An 18298-nucleotide genomic window follows, 5' to 3' on the forward strand; every position below is an offset into this window, starting at 1 on the left:
ATGCGGAATTCGGCAGATCGAGCTCTTTTTTTATGCGGACCACTTCCTCATCCGAGGGCATATTGGAAAAGCCATATCCGTCACTTTGTGGATTCAGTATATAATACGCCCTCACGAGTCTGTGCGGATCGTTGGTTATATAATCCGGCAACGTTCCGGAAATCTTGTTGTTGCTCATCTCAATACAATTTTCAATCCCCCAATGACATCTGTACAGCCCTATCTGATGATAGTCAACACTTGTATATCCATTACCTTTTATTTGGATACAGTACCGCTGCTTGTTCTGCATATTTATCGACGGGACTTGGCCGGAAAGATTTTCATTATTGGTTATAACCACGTTAAACTCTTGGCGATAATCCAGATCACGACCCAAAGTCGACAAATCGGGGAGTGTGGTCAACAATGGATTGTCTTGTATGAAAAACTGCCACATTTCCGCTAAATTCATATTGCAATCTACTGAGGTCAACAAGGTTTCCTTCAACCCTAATCCGGTTACATTTTGTCCGAAATTCTCAGGCAGCTGACCTTCCCAGCCCGGACCCATGATGACGACAGTCTCAAGATACTCAAGATCGGCAAACGCCTCGGAAACATGCCCCGGCAACCTGTAGTCATAAGCGCAGACCACCATTCCCACAATATGATTTTTCCCATCTTCACACATCCGCCAGTACACCTTCCAGTCAGGTGGAAGAGAATTGATTTTTTTGGATCCCATTTATGCTGATACTCATAATACACCGGCCCGGCAGCCATGATCTTGCACAACGCTATAGAATCAACCTCGCTATTGATACGATCGACAACCGGACCATCATCATTACACCCTGTCGCAACCATGGCCAGACACGTTGCGGCTATCGCCACCACGATCACATGTAAAAGATATTGCATTTTTTTCATGGCTATATTTGTTAAATAGTTACATCGGTTAAACAGCAAAGTGTACTGCCATCAATATCCATAAGACATCATAATGTTTTGCCTTATAGCCGGCATAATACAATTCTCTCCCTAAGGAATATTACACCTATGGATGCCCAAAGATAAAGATTCGCATCTATCAAACCAAAATAATTTGGTTAACAAGTGCAAATCAAGGTAAAGATATCAGATGTCAGAGAAGATTGTCAGGAAAACGCATCTGTATATAGTGGCGCACGAGAGCCACTATGTCGTCGGCAGAAAGAAGCGATGTGTCAAAAGTCAGATCATAACTCGATGCGGCTCCCCAGGTCTTGTCGGTATAGAAATTGTAGTAATTGGCTCTGAGGCGATTGATCTTTTCAGCGCGTGCACGCGCCTTTTCGCGGCTCAGCGACGGATCGCGTGCCACTATGCGGTCGATACACCGCTCCATCGGGGCATGCACAAAAAGGTTGACCGTGCGGGGATGATCGCGGAGCACATAGTCCGACGAACGGCCTACTATCACACACGAACCGGTGTCGGCGAGCGAATGGATAAAATCGGACTGTGCGCGATAGAGCGAATCGTCGCTTATAGAGGTGGAACCGGCATATATATTGCTCGGCGACATACCGAATGCAAACGAAAAAATACCGTTGAGAAACGACGGAAAGCGCTCATCGTTCTTTTCAAAAAACTCAGTGCTCACGCCGGCGCGCTGCGCGGCTTCGTGGAGCAGTTCCTTGTCATAATACCTGAATCCGAACGCATCGGCCAGTCTGCGCCCTATCTCACGGCCGCCGCTGCCGAACTGGCGTCCGACGGTGATCGTCACATGTCTGTTGTCGGCTGAATTGGTCTTGTCAGAGTCTTTCATGGGAATACATCCGTTTTTATTCGTTCAACTTATACAAAAGAGCAACACGAGCAACTGAGCCACGACCACACGCGAAAACATGGCGAGCGGATAGGCTGTGGCATAGCCCACCGACGGAGCGTCACACTCCATCGTGGAGTTGGAATAGTCGAGAGCCATAGGATTGGCCATGGCTCCGCACAGCATTCCGCACGCCGTAGGAAAATCAACCTTGGCCCACCTTACCGCCACGTATGCCATGAGAAGCGTAGGCAAGAAAGTGATCGCCAGACCGGCGGAGATCCATATCAGTCCATCGGAGCGCATTATAGTGTCGAGAAAATGCGCGCCGGCATCCAGTCCCAGACAGGCCAGATAGAGCGACAGACCTATGCCGCGCAGCATCAGGTTGGCCGACCGGGTGGTATATGTCACGAGGCCGAAGCGGGGTCCGAACCGGCTTATGATTATACCCACTACTATCGGGCCGCCGGCCAGGCCGAGCTTTACCGGCGTTGACACTCCCGGAATGGCGATAGGCACCGATCCGAGCAGCAGCCCGAGGGTCAGACCGATAAAGATGGCCGCCATGTTGGGATCGCGCAGCGCAGTGGCGGTGTTGCCGAGCACTTTCTCGACATTTTCCACAGCCTTGGCCTCGCCGACAACCGTCAGACGGTCGCCGATCTGCAGCACGAGTTCAGGCGTGGCGAGCAGCGTCACACCCGAACGCAACACACGCGATATATTGATTCCATAACTGTTGCGCAGCCGTAGCGATCCGAGCTTCTTGCCGTTGATCTCCGGCCGTGTCACTATGATATGCTTGGATATTAGCGACGAATCGATGGCATCCCAGTCGATATCGTCGGCGTTCCAGTCGGTTTTCTCCTGCGCACCGAAGAGGATGGTCAGCGCCGGAGCATCGTGTTCCGTGGTGATCACCAGCAGCCGGTCCCCCTCCATCAGTTCGGTGTCGGAGGTCGGAATGCTGACATGACCCGAACGCCACAGACGCGAGATGACAAAATGATGGTTGATAAGCTCGGCCGCCTCCCTCACCGTCTTGCCGTACACGGCAGGATTATGCACCTGGAAGGCGGCGATATAAGTCTGATTTGTTTCTTCGCTGACCGCACGCTTCATATCCGACGGCCTCACGAACAGCCTGCGGGCCACGATTATGGCAAGGATCACCCCCACCACACCCAGAGGATAGGTGACCGCACACGACAGTGCGGCACCGTTAGCCGACAGTCCTATCTGCTGCAGAGCCTGCTGCGCGGCGCCGAGCGAGGGAGTATTGGTGGTGGCCCCGGCTATTATGCCCACCATATCGGCCATGGGGATGCTGAAACCCAACGTCATGGCCACAGCCAGCAGCGTGCCGAGCATCACAAGCGTCAGACCGAGCACATTGAGTTTCACTCCGCCGGTGCGGAAAGAGCTGAAAAATCCCGGACCCACCTTCAGGCCAAGCTCATAGACAAACAGCACCAGTCCGAAACTCTCGGCATAAAGAAGCATCTGATGATCGATCGACAGCCCCACATGCCCGGCCAGAATGCCAGCGAAAAACACCCAGGTGACGCCCAGAGTGATGCCGCAAATCTTTATCTTCCCCAGACCGAGCCCCACCGCCACAATGAGCGAGAGCACTATCACGGCCTGCAGAGCCGAATGCTGCAATATCGCGCTTTCAAGCCATTCCATGATGCAGTGTCATTAGCCGCGAAAAGGGCGTTATCTGTCGGCGAATCCGGCCAGACGGGCCAGATATTTGCCTATGATGTCAAACTCGATATTCACGCGGCTTCCCACCCCGATCTCGCAGAAGTTGGTGTGATCCATGGTATAGGGGATGATTGCCACACGAAACGACCGGGCCTCGGAGTCACACACCGTCAGGCTCACGCCGTTGACCGTCACCGACCCTTTTTCGACCGTCATGTAGCCCCTTGCTGCCATGGCCGGATCGATGTCATACTCAAACTTGAAATAGCGGCTGCCGTCGGCATCCTCTATGCCGGTGCACACCGCCGTGGTGTCAACATGTCCCTGCACGATATGGCCGTCAAGACGTCCGTTGACAGGCATACTGCGCTCCAGATTGACGAGCGAGCCCTCGCGGAGATCGCCGAGATTGGAGCGGCGCAGCGTCTCGCTGATGGCTGTGACCGTATAGGTGCCGTCGCCCGGAAGGGCGACCACCGTAAGGCACACGCCGTTATGGGCAAGCGACTGATCGATACGCAGTTCGTCGGCCAGATCCCACTGTAGGGTGAGATGCACGTTACCCTCGTCGGCCACGACCGACACCACACGGGCGGTTCCTTCTACTATTCCTGAAAACATGTCTTTTTTCGGCATTGGGTTATACAGAGTGTCAAGCCCGCCCGACTGCAAAACTGCGGGACGGCCTAACACGCTACGAAAGTACTCATTTTTTTTTACTTCCCAAAACAATAATGCCGCGCCACGCGACTCACCTGGCAACACACCCCTCGACTCCCACGCAATCATCCCCTCCGCGGTTTCCACAATCATCCCTCCGCAAACGTAAGGGTGCTGCGCCGGAACATAACTTCCTGGCACAGCACCTTTGATTTCACTACTCAAGCGGGAGGCGTCGTCAGAGTGTTTCAGACAGCAGAAGCCGCGCTGACACGTCCGTCCCTGCGAACTTCGACGCCACGCGGGCGCGGATTATCACTCAAGATCGCGGGGTATGGCCACGATACGGAGCTTGCAGTCGTTGATGAAGCGCATGATATTGTCGCGCACCTCCGAGGGAGCCACGTCGGCTTCGATACGCTTCATGGCGTTGAACACCGATGTGCCGGTCTGGTACACATGACGGTAGGCCTTGGCCACATCATCGACCTGATCGTCGGTGAAGCCATGCTTGCGCATCACCACAGCGTTGACACCGAAGTAGCTCGTCGGGTTGTGGGCCATGATCACGTAGGGAGGCACATTGCCGGTAATGCGGCAGCCGCCCTTGATAAGCACCCAGTCGCCCACGCGCGAATTCTCGTGGAGCATCACACCCGACGAGAGGATGGAGCACTCGCCCACCTCGGCGTCGCCGGCTATGGTCACGCCGTTGCCTATCACGCAGCGGCCCTTGATGACCGTATCGTGCCCTATATGGGTGTCGGCCATGATGAATGTGTCGTCGCCCACACGGGTGCCACCCTCGGTGCCTATGCCGCGGTTGATTATCACATGCTCGCGTATCACGTTGTTGTCGCCCACGTAGCAGTAGGTCTTCTCGCCCTTCCAGCGGAAATCCTGCGGGTCGGCGCCGATGATAGTGCCCTGATACACCCTGTTGTTGCGACCCATGCGGGAGCCGCGTATTATGGACGTGTACGACATTATCTCGCAGCCGTCGCCTATCTCCACGTCAGCGTCGATAAACGCGAAAGGATGGATGGTGACATTGTCGCCGAGTTTGGCCGTCGGATCGACATGGGCCAGTGGACTGATGTTGCTTGCCATGATGGAAATGATTAAGGTTGATACTCGATGGATAATTACCGGCCGCCGCCGAGCGACTGATAGAGGTTGATCACAGCCTGGGCGGTGGTGAGGTTGCACGACAGCTCCGACATCTGGGCCGACAGCAGCTGCTGCTGGGCCGTCAGCACCTCAAGATATGTGGTCGACATGCCGCCGAGCTTAAGCAGCTCCTCGGTGATCTCGACCGAAGTGGCGAGCTTGCCCACCTGCTCCTGAAGCAGAACGGCCTTCTCGGTGCTCTTCTGATAGAGCATCATGGCGTTCGACACCTCGGCCGATGCCGACATGAGCGCATATTCGAAGTTGTTCATCGCCTGCTCCTGCTGGGCTTTTGCAGCCTTCAGGCGGGCTATGTTCTGTCCGCGTGCGAAGAGCGGAGCCGTCAGCTGTCCGGCGAGCTGTATGAACCACTTGCCGGGGTTCATCACCATGCCTCCGACGAGATTGGTGAAGCCTCCGTTGGCAGTGATGTTGAGCGACGGATAGAAGGCCGAGCGGGCGCCTGCCGTAGTGTAGTAGGCAGCGGCCAGACTCTCTTCGGCGGCGCGTATGTCAGGACGGGCGGCGAGTTCGCGCATCGGTATCTCCTCGCGAAGCATTTCCGGAGCGGTCAGAGTGGCGTCGGGCGATGTCACCCATTCCATAGGCATGGTGTTCATCAGCAGCGACATGGTGTTGTTGGCCTGATGAAGATTGTCCTCCAGGTCCTTGATCGAGCCGAGTATGCTCAGATACTGGGCCTCGCTCTGCACCACGGCGGCCTCGGTGACGCGGCCGGCCTCCTTGAGGTCCTTCATCGTGGTGACGTTCTCGGCCCACAGTTCGGCCGTGCGGCGGCTCAGATCGAGTTGCTGCTGAAGCATGGCTATGGTATAGTAGCAGTTGGCCACGCCGCCGATTATCTGCGAGCGCACAGCCTGACGGTAAGCCTCCGTCTGGCGGTAGGCGGCCTCAGCTCCGCGCTTGGAGTTGAGCAGACGTCCGAAGATGTCCACCTCCCAGCTTGCGGCGGCGGGTATCTGATAGGTCCAGCTCATGTCGGTGACGTCAAAATACTTGGCGCCGGCGCCGTTGGGCGCGAGCGACAGCGAGGGGAGATAGGCCAGACGCGCGCCCAGACGGTTGGCTGCGGCAATGTCGACGTTGAGCTTGGCGTTGCGCAGATCCTTGTTATTGTCGAGCGCCTGATAAATTAGATCGGTGAGCACCGGATCGGTAAACACCTCCTGCCAGCGCAGATTGCCGAAGGCGGCGCTGTCCACCGGAGCTTCCTTGGCCTCGGCGTAGGCTTTTCCGAGCTGGGAGTCGTCAGGCATCTTGAATTTGCCGTACATGTTGCAGCCGGCCAGGCCCGTGAGGGCCATGGCTGCTGCCGTAGATATTATGATGCGATTGATTTTCATTTGATGATATATGTGAATTGTCCCTCTTTGAGATCGTCTAAATTTATATTATACGGATTTTGAGAAGGATTGTCAGATGGATTTTTGTTTGTGATGAGGGAGTGTAGCCGTAGCTACATGACCGAAGAGCAAACAAAAAGACGCTGAAAAGACTCTCAAAAGCAAAGTGATATGAATTTTAGACGATCTCTTAACGCGAATACTGCTCGATCTCGTTCTCGATGCCTTCGTTGTCGGTATCCTCCCACTTTATCGGAGTGATCTTCTCCTGGATCTTCTGGAAGATCACGAAGAGGGCGGGCACGATGAATATCTGCAGGAACATACCGATAAGCATGCCGCCTATAGATCCGGTGCCGAGGGCACGATTGCCGTTGGCGCCGGCGCCGGAGGCGAACATCATCGGGAGCAGACCGATGATCATGGCCAGAGAGGTCATGAGGATCGGGCGCAGACGGGCCGACGCACCCTGGATGGCGGCATTGACCACCGACATGCCAGTGCGGCGGCGCTCGATGGCAAACTCCACGATAAGGATGGCGTTCTTGGCCAGCAGACCGATAAGCATGATCAGGGCGATCTGCAGATAGATATTGTTGGATACTCCGAAGATCTGGGCGAAGATGAAGGTACCCATCAGACCGAACGGTATCGACAGGATGACCGACATCGGCAGGATGTAGCTCTCATACTGGGCCGAGAGCAGCAGATATACGAAGAGCAGACAGAGACCGAAGATCACGGCTGTGGTCGATCCGGCGCCGCTCGAAGCCTCCTCGCGGGTCATGCCGGAATACTCGTAGCCGTAGCCCGGCGGGAGAGTCTCCTGCGCCACGCGGGTAATGGCCGCCAGACAGTCGCCCGACGTATAGCCCGGTGCGGGGTTACCGTTGACCGAGATCGACTGGAACATGTTGAATCGGTTGAGCAGGTCGGGGCCATACACCTTCTGCATGGTCACGAAGTTGGAGAGCGATGCCATCTCGCCGCCGTTGCGCACCTTGATCGACGCAAGGGTCTCGGGGCTTACGCGCGCCTCGGGCGAGGCCTGCATCATCACGCGGTAGATCTTGCCGAAACGGTTGAAGTTGCTGACATACATACCGCCGTAGTAACCCTGCAGCGTGGTCAGAATGTCGCGGGGCGACAGGCCGGCCTGCTTGGCCTTGGCGGCGTCGATATCCACCAGATACTGCGGGAAGGTGGGGTTGAACGTGGTCATGGCCACCTGCACCTCAGGCTGCTGGTTGAGCTGTGCGAGGAAACCCTGCACCACAGCGAAGAAGTCTTCGACACTGCCGCCGGTCTTGTCCTGCATCTTGATCTCGAAACCGTTGGTCAGCGAGTAACCCGATATCATCGGGGGCGCGAACATCACCACGCGGCCGTCCTTGATCACGGATGTCATGGCGTAGAGCTTGCCCAGGATGGCGTCCGACGACTGATCCTTGCGCTTGCGCTCCTCCCAGTTCTTGAGCTTGATGATGACTGTGCCGTAGGTAGCGCCCTGGCCGGCCATGAAGCTGTAGCCTGAAATTTTCTGGCGATACTCGATCTCCGGCACCGTGGCCAGAATCTGGTCGAGCTGTTCAAGCACGGCGTCGGTGCGTTCCTGCGATGTGCCCGGGGGCATGTCGACCATGCAGAACAACGTTCCGGTATCCTCGTTGGGCACAAGAGTGGAGGTGGTGATGCTCATGAGCCACACCAGCGCGGCCACTGCCACTGCCACCAGCGAGAATGCGGTGATCTTGTGGTTGATAAACCAGCCGGTGACCTTGTTGTAATATTTCATGATACGGCCGAAACCGATCTCGAAGCCTTTGTGGAAGCGCTTGCCGAAGATGCCGAGCACTGCCACCACGGCACATACCGAGGCGATGGCCAGCTTCACCGGATGAGCCACGTTATACCAGCCGAGCACCATGAAGGTGATCGTGGCGGCCAGGAATGCGAAGGTGATCAGCGGGGGAAGATCGAGTGTGAAGCGACGCTTGGCCTGACCTACGACAGCCTCGGCGGCCGCTCCGTAGGCTTTGCCCATGCGCTCCTTGAGCGACGAGTCGTCGCCGTGGGCTTTCAGGAACACGGCGCAGAGAGCCGGCGACAGCGTCAGGGCGTTGAGCGCAGAGATACCGATGGAGATAGCCATCGTCAGACCGAACTGACGGTAGAACACGCCCGTGGTGCCGGTCATGAACGACACGGGGATAAACACGAGCATCATCACCAGAGTGATCGATATGATGGCGCCGCCTATCTCGCCCATGGCGTCGATGGCTGCGCGGCGAGAGCTCTTGTAGCCGACATCGAGCTTGGCGTGGACAGCCTCCACCACCACTATCGCGTCGTCGACCACAATCGCGATCGCAAGCACGAGAGCCGACAGAGTGATGAGGTTGATCGAGAAGCCGATGAGGTTCATGAAGAAGAACGTACCCACAAGAGCCACCGGGATCGCGATGGCCGGGATGATCGTGGAGCGGATATCCTGCAGGAACACATACACCACGAAGAACACCAGGATGAACGCCTCGATGAGGGTCTTGATCACCTCATGGATCGAGGCATCGAGGAAGTCGTTGTTGTTCATCGGTATCGCTATCTTCAGACCCGAGGGAAGCTCGCCCTCCATCTTCTTGATCTCGGCCAGACAGTCGTTGATGATCTGTGTGGCGTTGGAGCCGGCGGTCTGGAAGACGATACACGACGTGGCTACCTTGCCGTTGAGCGAGTTGGAGAATCCGTAGGTCAGACGTCCCAGCTCCACTTCGGCCACATCACCCAGACGGAGTATCTCGCCGGTGGGCTTGGCGGCCACCACTATATCCTCGAACTGCTCGGGAGTGGTCAGACGGCCTTTATACTTCATCGTGTACTGGAAGCTCTGGTCGCCCTGTTCGCCGAACGTACCCGGAGCGGCCTCGATATTCTGCTCCGAAAGAGCGTAGGTGACATCCGAAGGCATCAGGCCATACTGGGCCATCACCTCGGGCTTGAGCCATATACGCATCGAGTAGTCGGCACCGAACGACATGACGTCGCCCACGCCCGACACACGCTGCAGCTGGGGAATGATATTGATCTTGGCATAGTTGTCGATAAACTCCATCGAGTAGTTGCCCGAAGCGTCGTAGAGCGACACCATCAGAAGCATCGACGACTGACGCTTGGCTGTCTGCACACCCACCTGAGTCACCTCGGCGGGAAGCAGGTTGAGAGCCTTCGACACACGGTTCTGCACGTCGACGGCAGCCATGTCGGGATTAAAGCCCTGCTCGAAATACACTGTGATGTCGGCCGAGCCGGAGTTGGTGGCGGTCGACTCCATGTGGGTCATGCCCTGGGCGCCGTTGATCGACTCCTCAAGAGGAGCTATCACGGAGTTAAGCACAGCCTGGGCGTTGGCGCCCTGATATGTGGTCGACACGCGTATCGTAGGCGGCGCTATGTCGGGAAATTGGGTCACCGGCAGCGAGAAGAGGCCGATCAGACCCAGCAGCACGATGAATATCGAGATTACCGTCGACAGCACCGGGCGGTTAATGAACGTATCTAATTTCATCTGTCAAATACTAACTTTATTCTGAATATTTGTGTGTATGAGAGAGAGTGGCTCACTCGGCTGCCACACCCTCGGCGCTCTGCTGCGCGGCTGCCGCCTGCGCGGCCTGATCCACCGGAGTGATGGCCATGCCGTCCTGCAGACGCGTGCCCACGCCCTCTACTGCTATACGCTGGCCGGCTTTGAGACCCGAAGTGACGATGAAGGTCTTGCCGTCGTTGGAAGCCTCGATGGTGATCGGAGTCGACACCACCTTGTTGGAGTCGTTGACCACATACACAAAGCGCTTGTCCTGAAGCTCGAAGGTGGCCTTCTGCGGGATGATGATCACATTGTCCTGCACATTGGGGATGATCACCTGGCCCGTACCGCCGCTGCGGAGCAGTCCGTCGGGATTATTGAACAGCGCGCGCACGCTCGAAGAGCCGGTCGAGTTGTCGATCACACCGCTGACTGTGGCCACAGTGCCCTCCAGAGGATAGATCTGGCCGTCGGCCATGCGCAGCTTCACCTTGGGCATCGCCGCGATAGCCTCCTTGAGCGAGCGCTTGCCGCCGTCGGAGAGCGAGAGCAGATCGCGCTCGGTCAGCGAGAAGTAGGCATACACCTCGTTGTTGTCGCTCACCGTGGTCAGCGGCTCCACCGACGAGGGCGACGCCAGCGAGCCTTCGCGGTTGGGTATCGTGCCCACCACGCCGTTAGAAGGCGAAGTCACCACCGTATATGCCAGATTCTTGCGGGCGTTGATCAGCTGAGCCTGAGCCTGCGAGAGCTGTGCCTTGGCGCTCTGGAGCTGATTGTCGGCCACCTGATATTCATATTGGCTTATGATGTTCTTGTCGTAAAGCTTCTTCTTGGTGTCGGCGGTCATCTGGGCGGTCGACACTGCGGTCTGGGCTGCGTTGACAGCCGCCACGGCCTGATCCACGGCAGCCTGAAACTGCACCTGGTCGAGAATGAAGAGTGTCTGACCCTTGCTCACCTGCTGGCCTTCGTCGACACACACTTTAGTGATGAAACCTGTCACCTGCGGACGTATCGCTACGTCGCTCTTGCCCTTGATCAGAGCCGGGAAACTGCTCTCGAGATCCGACGTGCCCTCCGCGAGGGTGATCGTGGCTATGCTCGGAGCCATCTGCTGCATCTGCTGCTGATCGCCGCCACTGCATCCGACGGCTACTGTTGCCACTGCGCCGGCCAGCATCAGGCCGGCCAGATTCAACATGGTTAAATTCATACGCTTATTATTTATCGTGTAACTTACTATTTTCCGATTTATGCTAACATCTCAGTGATTGGTTCCAGATGCGAAACACTCCCTCCGAAAAATACGCGTGCAAAGGTACTCAACTATTTGCACCTGCGGAAACGCCGCCCACAAATATTTCACACAACTTTAAGCATCATTAACACCATTCGACTTTTCTTCCAATTTTCACACCCTATCGACCACTCACCTGCCCGACATCGCCACACCATTTACCCGATCAGTCCGATTACATTTCCAAGGCCGCCACAGGCCGCCCTAATACAATCGAACCTGATATACTATTTTTATTCCTATTAAATACACTATTCTCACAAATTCCCATTTCGCAACTCACGCGCACGTTTGTGCGCTTTAGTAAACAGTATTGTACCCCCCCCCTGACACACTTTTACAATCTTGTTAAACTTTTCTCCCAAAATATTCGCACTATTATCCAATTTTTAACTTCACAACCGATTTTTTCGACCGATCAGACGGCCATGCTAATTCTGCATATTCATAAATTTTATACTATCCAGTTTTAATCATTTTTCTAATCAAACAACAGGACAAAGATTATGAAACAACTTCTACTCACCCTTCTCGGGGTGGCAGCTCTCTGTGGCCTATCGCCACACCACGCCGCCGCCCAGGAGCATTCACCAGTCACTAAAACCTACACTGTCACCAAATCCAACTTCACCAACGGCCTGGTCAGCATGGGCAAAAGAGTCAAAGGAGCGCTTGAAGGCGCCACCAATACCGCCGACTACACCCTGTCTGACTCAGAGTCCATAACACCAACAGACATTCCCACCGGACAAGACGCTCACGGCTACGGGCAATATCTGATCAAATCGGCTGCCGACGACGATGACCCGCTGACTATCGATTTTGACTTCTCCAACTGCTCGACAACGCCGAAAAACGAAAATCCTGCCTGGTATCAGAACACATCGTATATCAACACCAATATCTATACATATACCGGAGCAAAACTCAAAATCTCGTTGAGCGACAAGAAGCGCATCAAATCAATTCAGATACAGACAAACATGTATGGCAACAACCTGAACAAGGCGTTGCAAGCATACAAACAAAACATCAAGTGCATCAAAGACTTCAGCTCCGACGTTGAAGACGACCGATTCACACTGAGCGCAGTCAACCTGGACAACGACGGCATAACCGTCAAATACGAAAGTTCCCGAATATATGGCGACGAGCCGAACCTGACTTTGGACTTTGTCAATCCTGATGGATATTACTATCTGCAGATACGCAAGATCATAGTGCAATACTACGACAACTCCGACGGATGGATGCCTAAGTATGACAACACTATGAAATATGGCAAGAACTATGCCGACGTCATCTACTACAAGGACGACGACGCCACAGACTGGACAGAAGCCACCGGCTCAGAACGGATAAAACTCAACGGCGCCACTGTCAAGACACGCATCGGCAACGCAATGACCACATTCACACGCCCGGCATCACCCAAACCCAACCAGCCGACAGTCATCATCGACCCCGTCAGGAAGATCATCGGCGCAACGATCGGCGTGACCTTCTACACCACCCTTGATCCCGACTATTCGGCCTCCGACGACATCAACGAGGCATATTCTGTGGAATATCAGCTCAACAACTATGCCGCAACCGGAACAAGCGCGACATACGCCAACTCCAACGTAACAGCCCCCACCGGAGCAATAGGAGGCACTGCCCCAGTCATAAGCGCCATCACCAACGTCGCAGGACTCGACGCAAGCAACTCCACATACACTGTCAAAGCATCGATTTCATACGATCCTTTCAACACAGGTACTTATGCCGCCACCACCGACCAGAAAAACGGCCTTGACATGGCCTTCGGGTTCGATGGTCTGAAAATCAGATACACATCCAAAATCGCACCTCCGGTTCAGCTCCCGATGGTGCCCGAGGTGACAATCTCAAGCGGAGCCGTTCAGAGCAATGCCACCGGCATCTACAATCTCTTCAAAGACCTGAAAGTAACCGCAGCCCACAATGCCGCCTGCATATATCCTGAAGCGAAGATCTATTACATCTTCGGCGACACACAGCTCGACGACAAGACGTTTGACAAGTCAAAAGCCACACTCGTCGGCGAGGATCCTATCGCAGTGACCGGCGACGGATATCTGTCAATCCGCAGCTATGCCACAGTCGACGGCAACGAGATATGCTCGGGAGTCGCCACCTATCAGTTCAAAAAAATCGAGAGCATAAGGTTCAGCAATGCCGGTCAGCTCCTTGACAAAGCCAACAACGGTAAGCTCGTATATCTCGACTTCCCGATACAGACTCTCGCATCAGGCACATACACAGCCGATCCAAATACCTACATAGTCTACGCCCGAGACACCACAGGCACTCCCCTCAAATTCGTTTCTCGAATGAATGCAAAGGTTACCACAGCCTCAAAAGCATGGCCCGGAGCAGCCTTCCAGGCCACCGCCGGACGTGTGTTCAACCAGATACCGTTCATTCCCGCCGGAGGAGCTGTCGGACAACTTTCGTTCGACGATCAGGGACACCCCTACATATTACTCAAAGACGAAGCCAACGACATCGACTATTTCGACTATTGCTACGCCGGCGCATATAAGCGTTACACTGACATTTTCAAAGACAACATCGCCAAAGGCTTGAAATTCGTCACCGACACTTATATATGCAATCCTATAGAAAAGTTCAGCGCCGACGACTATGGGAAAATCGTCTACATAAAAGCCAAATATACAAAGACAGGCAATCTTTTCCATTATGCCGACGACACACAGATCGACGTAAGACTTACCACCGCTACAGGATTCATATCACAGATTCCGAACAACACGTATGCCATCCCGTCTACCACTGCACTTACTGACGGCGCTGATGTTGTAATCACAGGTATTGTCGAATACGATACCGAAGGCAACGGAGGCTACTACATCATACCCAGAGGCATAAACATCGCCCCCAAAATGCCTACCGTCAACATTGGAAATATCAGCAACGGAACGACACTGGTTGAAGACTCATACAAACTCAACGAGGAAGGTAATGCTGCCGAAGCTACCATCAAAATGGTTAGCGGAAGAATGCTTTTGCAATTCAGCGGCGCTGCCGGAACCACCAAAAACTATTTCTACTCCTATTACAATCCCACGTCAAATTCTGACATAACCGGTTCGAAAACAACTACATCAGCCACACTCACATCACTCGTATTTGATGACAACCGGCAGATCAGGGTCAGCGTCAATACACAGGATTGCGCTTACTCTCAAGCACCATTTGCTGTCAGCGAACCATTCACCCTTACAGTGACCGATATCATAAGCACCGCTCCGGGTTACAACTCCATAGCCGAGGTAAAGAAGGAACTGAATGGAAAAACAGCCGAACAGCTCAAGGACAAGTACTATCGGGTTGACGGCAAGATGGTGGTACTCGGATTCGACCCCACATACCAATACATGTATCTTCGCGACGCCGAAGCCGACGGATATATCATCGCCTACACAAAAAACAAATGGAACAACGCCAAGTTCACGTTTGTACACGGCAACTACTATACGTGGACATCTTTCAGCACATGGAGTCTGCCACGAATCGGTGATCAGATCACAACCATCACATTCACACCAGCCGAGATGAGCGGAGTCATGGTTGCGGATCTGACAGGTCTCGAAGGCAGCAAATACGACAGCGGCATTAATCAGCGCTACAACTGGGCTTATATCAAGGGGCACTCATATAGCGATTATGATGAGCAGAACGACCCTGACAAAACAATCTGGGGCGAACTCGGAAAAGGAAATCCGATGTACAAGAACCACATGGATCGCCTCGGAGCGCCGATCAGGAAGGATCTCTGCTACGATGCCTCAAACGAGGCCGACGCGGCCAAGCTGACCTTCGATGACTCGAACATAGCCGACTATGTGGCCATCAACAATGTGAAGCTGACCGCCAACGAAGACACCGACCCGGTATTCTCCACCACAGGACTCGGCACCAACCTCGAGATCGACTGGTCGCTGCTGCCCGCCGCAGAGTCGACTGCCGCACTCGCCGAGGACGGCGACGAGACCGAAGAGCCTGCCGTGAAGGATGTAAAGGCCGAGATCATAAAGGCCTACAACGACGCCAAGACCGAAGGCAAGGATATCTACTTCAATATCCAGGGGCACATCTTCAAGAACGCCACAGCCACAGGCTATGCGCTCAAGATCAAGGACTACTCCATCACCGAGGCCGCACCGCTGCCCACAGTCAAAGTGACAGCCGAAGGCAATGAGATCGTGGCCACTCCCGACGCCGACGACGCATCGAAGCTCGCAGCATCGTTCATCAAGACCGTGAGCGTAAGCAGCCCCGACGCTGAACTGGAGGATGCCGACTTCGAAATACTCATGAGCATCAACGGAGGCGAATACGAGGCCTACGACGCCGCAAAACTCGCCGGATTTGACACCCACAACACCACCGTGGCATTCAAGTGCCCGCTCCGTCCGGGATATCTCGCCGGCGACCGCATCACCACGCTGACCCTCAGCAAGGATGCTTCCGACGTCAACACGCTCGCCGAGATGGCCGGAGGCGACAACGCCAACAATCTCTACCACTTTCGCAAGCATCTGAAAGTGGTGGCTGCTGCCGAGGGAACGGTGATGGCCGCCGACAAAGAGGGTAATCTCGCCGTGGTGGCTGCCGCTCCGGCCGAGGCCGAAGAGGGCAAGTATCTCGCCGACATCGTGCTCGTCAGAAACAGCAAGAACACCGCTTCGATCCATGAGATCGACGCCGACGCCGAGCTGCTCGACGAGGACGAAAGCTTCGCTATCAGCACCCCCGCGCCCGCCACACTCTTTGGAGTCACCGTGGCCGAAGGCAACGCCACCGACGCCGAGGGCAACACATACGCCATCGATACGACATTCGCCGCCATCCCCGAGGGTGACGCCGAGGCATGGAAGCTCACAGGCTACGTGCTCGCCGACGACAATGACAAGCCGGTGATCTACCTCACCGCATCGCAGGCCATCGACCGTGTGGCACTCCCCGTGATCAATCCCGCCGAGGCTGCGTTCCTCGACAAGACCACCGTCAGCATCACCTGTGCCACAGAGGGTGCAGCCATCGAGTATTCGCTCGACGGAGGCAAGACATGGAACCCCTACACCGGAGCCTTCGACGCCACGGCATCGGGCGAGATACTCGCACGCGCCACAGCCGACGACATGCTCCCCTCGCATGAGGCCAAAGCGTCGGTAGTGAGAGAATACCTCTCGGGCGACGTCACCATCACCGTCGACGAGCAGGAGGCACTGACCGTCATCACCATCACCGGACCCGCAGGAGCGGCAATCTACTACTCGCTCGACGGAACCGCCGAGAAGCTCTACAACGGACCGCTGACGCTCACCAACGACACGCAGGCCGTCATCAACGGACAGATCAAGGCCTACGCCCTCGAGAGCGGCAAGCGCCCAGGAGCGGAGTCTGTCAAGGACTACCAGATCAAGTTCAAGCCCGAAGTGACAGGCATTGACGGCGTGGGTGCCGATCAGGAGGCCGGAAGCGTGCGCGTGGAGGGCAACTCGATCATCGTGCCCGAGGGCGCGCAGACCTTCGACATCGCCGGACGCCGTGTGAATCCACAGGGACTCCCCCGCGGCATCTACATCGTGCGCCTCGCCTCGGGCAAGGCCGTCAAGGCGGTGGTGAAGTAAACCATCCTCACTGACCATACGGTCATATGCGCAGAGCGCCCACGGTCTCGGACCGTGGGCGCTCTTGCATATATCTGTGATATCTATCTGTGATATCCGGGCCGAGGCTTACTGATGAGCCACACCCCAGAGGAGTTTCTCGCGCAGAGAGTCGGTGAAGGTGGTGCCACGCAGACGCACCACATTGGTGTGGAACTTCGACCGGGCGATGCGCAGACGCGTTCCCTCGGGGAGCGTCCACACCATGCCGTCGATACTCAGGGTGAAGAATCCGGCACGCGAATGCGGCTCCACCTCCACCACTGCCGAATCGGCCACCACGATGGGGCGCATGTTGAGCGAATGGGGCGCCACGGGGGTGAGCACCCAGCTCGGCGCCGAGGGAGCCAGTATGGGGCCTCCGGCCGACAGGTTGTAGGCCGTGCTTCCGGTGGGGGTAGCCACAATAAGGCCGTCGCAGAGGTATCGGGCGAGCGGCTGCGAATCGACCGTAGTGTCGACGGCTATCATCGAGGCCGACGCCTGACGGAGTATCGCCACCTCGTTGAGCGCGCAAGGCCACTCCCCGTTCCCGGCCTCCGGCTCAGAGGAGCGGCTCACCGACAGCATGGTGCGCGCCTCCACCAGATAGTCGCCGCTCACGGCCGCCTCCACGATGGCTCCGGCATTGGCCAGCGGAGCCGCCGACAGATATCCGAGATGTCCGGTGTTGATGCCCATTATAGGTATCTGCTTGTCGCCCACGTGAAATGCCGTATGGAGAAAAGTTCCGTCGCCGCCGATGCTCAAGGCCAGGCCGGCGCTGAAATCGCAGGTAGGATCAAACAGTTCGGCGACAGGCATGGCGTCGCCGAGCACAGTGCGGAGATAATCGGCGTAGGCATGCTGTATGGCCAGCGTCACTCCCTCGGCACGGCCAAGCGCGCCGAACAGCCGGCGCAGTCCGTCGGCGTGCTCATCCTGATAGGAGTTGCCGAATATGGCTATTTTCATTGGGCTATATGGTATATGGATTGGTTGTGTATCTGA

The 18298-nt window shown here is 55.7% G+C and carries 10 protein-coding genes; 1 reads left to right on the forward strand and 9 read right to left on the reverse strand.

Annotation, left to right across the window (positions count from 1 at the left end; genetic code table 11):
* The 8 genes from C5O24_RS04230 to C5O24_RS04265 all read right to left on the reverse strand — a co-directional run.
* Positions 1-727 (reverse strand): hypothetical protein (locus C5O24_RS04230; protein WP_133165459.1); only part of this gene is annotated, 727 nt, incomplete at its 3' end.
* A gap of 399 nt (positions 728-1126) precedes the next feature.
* Positions 1127-1795: a cytidylate kinase-like family protein gene (locus tag C5O24_RS04235; protein WP_107036719.1), complete on the reverse strand. Its 669-nt coding sequence runs from the start codon at positions 1793-1795 to the stop codon at positions 1127-1129.
* 24 nt (positions 1796-1819) lie between these two features.
* Positions 1820-3487, reverse strand: coding sequence for a putative transporter (locus C5O24_RS04240; RefSeq protein WP_107681506.1), 1668 nt, complete (start codon positions 3485-3487; stop codon positions 1820-1822).
* A gap of 30 nt (positions 3488-3517) precedes the next feature.
* Complete coding sequence (locus tag C5O24_RS04245) at positions 3518-4129, reverse strand: riboflavin synthase (protein WP_107036726.1); 612 nt, start codon at positions 4127-4129, stop codon at positions 3518-3520.
* 354 nt (positions 4130-4483) lie between these two features.
* Entirely contained in the window at positions 4484-5278 is a 795-nt protein-coding gene (gene lpxA / locus C5O24_RS04250; RefSeq protein WP_107681507.1) for an acyl-ACP--UDP-N-acetylglucosamine O-acyltransferase, read from the reverse strand.
* Between the two features lie 35 nt (positions 5279-5313).
* The gene (locus C5O24_RS04255) at positions 5314-6702 is read right to left on the reverse strand and encodes a TolC family protein (protein WP_107681508.1); all 1389 of its coding nucleotides are present in this window, start codon (positions 6700-6702) and stop codon (positions 5314-5316) included.
* Between the two features lie 190 nt (positions 6703-6892).
* Complete coding sequence (locus C5O24_RS04260; protein WP_107036723.1) at positions 6893-10267, reverse strand: efflux RND transporter permease subunit; 3375 nt, start codon at positions 10265-10267, stop codon at positions 6893-6895.
* Between the two features lie 52 nt (positions 10268-10319).
* Positions 10320-11504, reverse strand: a complete 1185-nt coding sequence (locus tag C5O24_RS04265) for an efflux RND transporter periplasmic adaptor subunit (protein ID WP_107036724.1) — start codon at positions 11502-11504, stop codon at positions 10320-10322.
* A 590-nt stretch (positions 11505-12094) separates the two neighbouring features.
* Between C5O24_RS04265 and C5O24_RS04270 the strand changes: the two genes are divergently transcribed.
* Positions 12095-17269 (forward strand): hypothetical protein, encoded by a 5175-nt coding sequence (locus C5O24_RS04270; RefSeq protein ID WP_107681509.1) that lies wholly within the window; start codon positions 12095-12097, stop codon positions 17267-17269.
* A 108-nt stretch (positions 17270-17377) separates the two neighbouring features.
* Here C5O24_RS04270 and C5O24_RS04275 read toward each other — a convergent pair.
* Positions 17378-18298 (reverse strand): NAD(+)/NADH kinase (locus C5O24_RS04275; protein WP_205961064.1); only part of this gene is annotated, 921 nt, incomplete at its 5' end.

Source organism: Paramuribaculum intestinale (assembly GCF_003024925.1).
Classification (GTDB): domain Bacteria; phylum Bacteroidota; class Bacteroidia; order Bacteroidales; family Muribaculaceae; genus Paramuribaculum; species Paramuribaculum intestinale.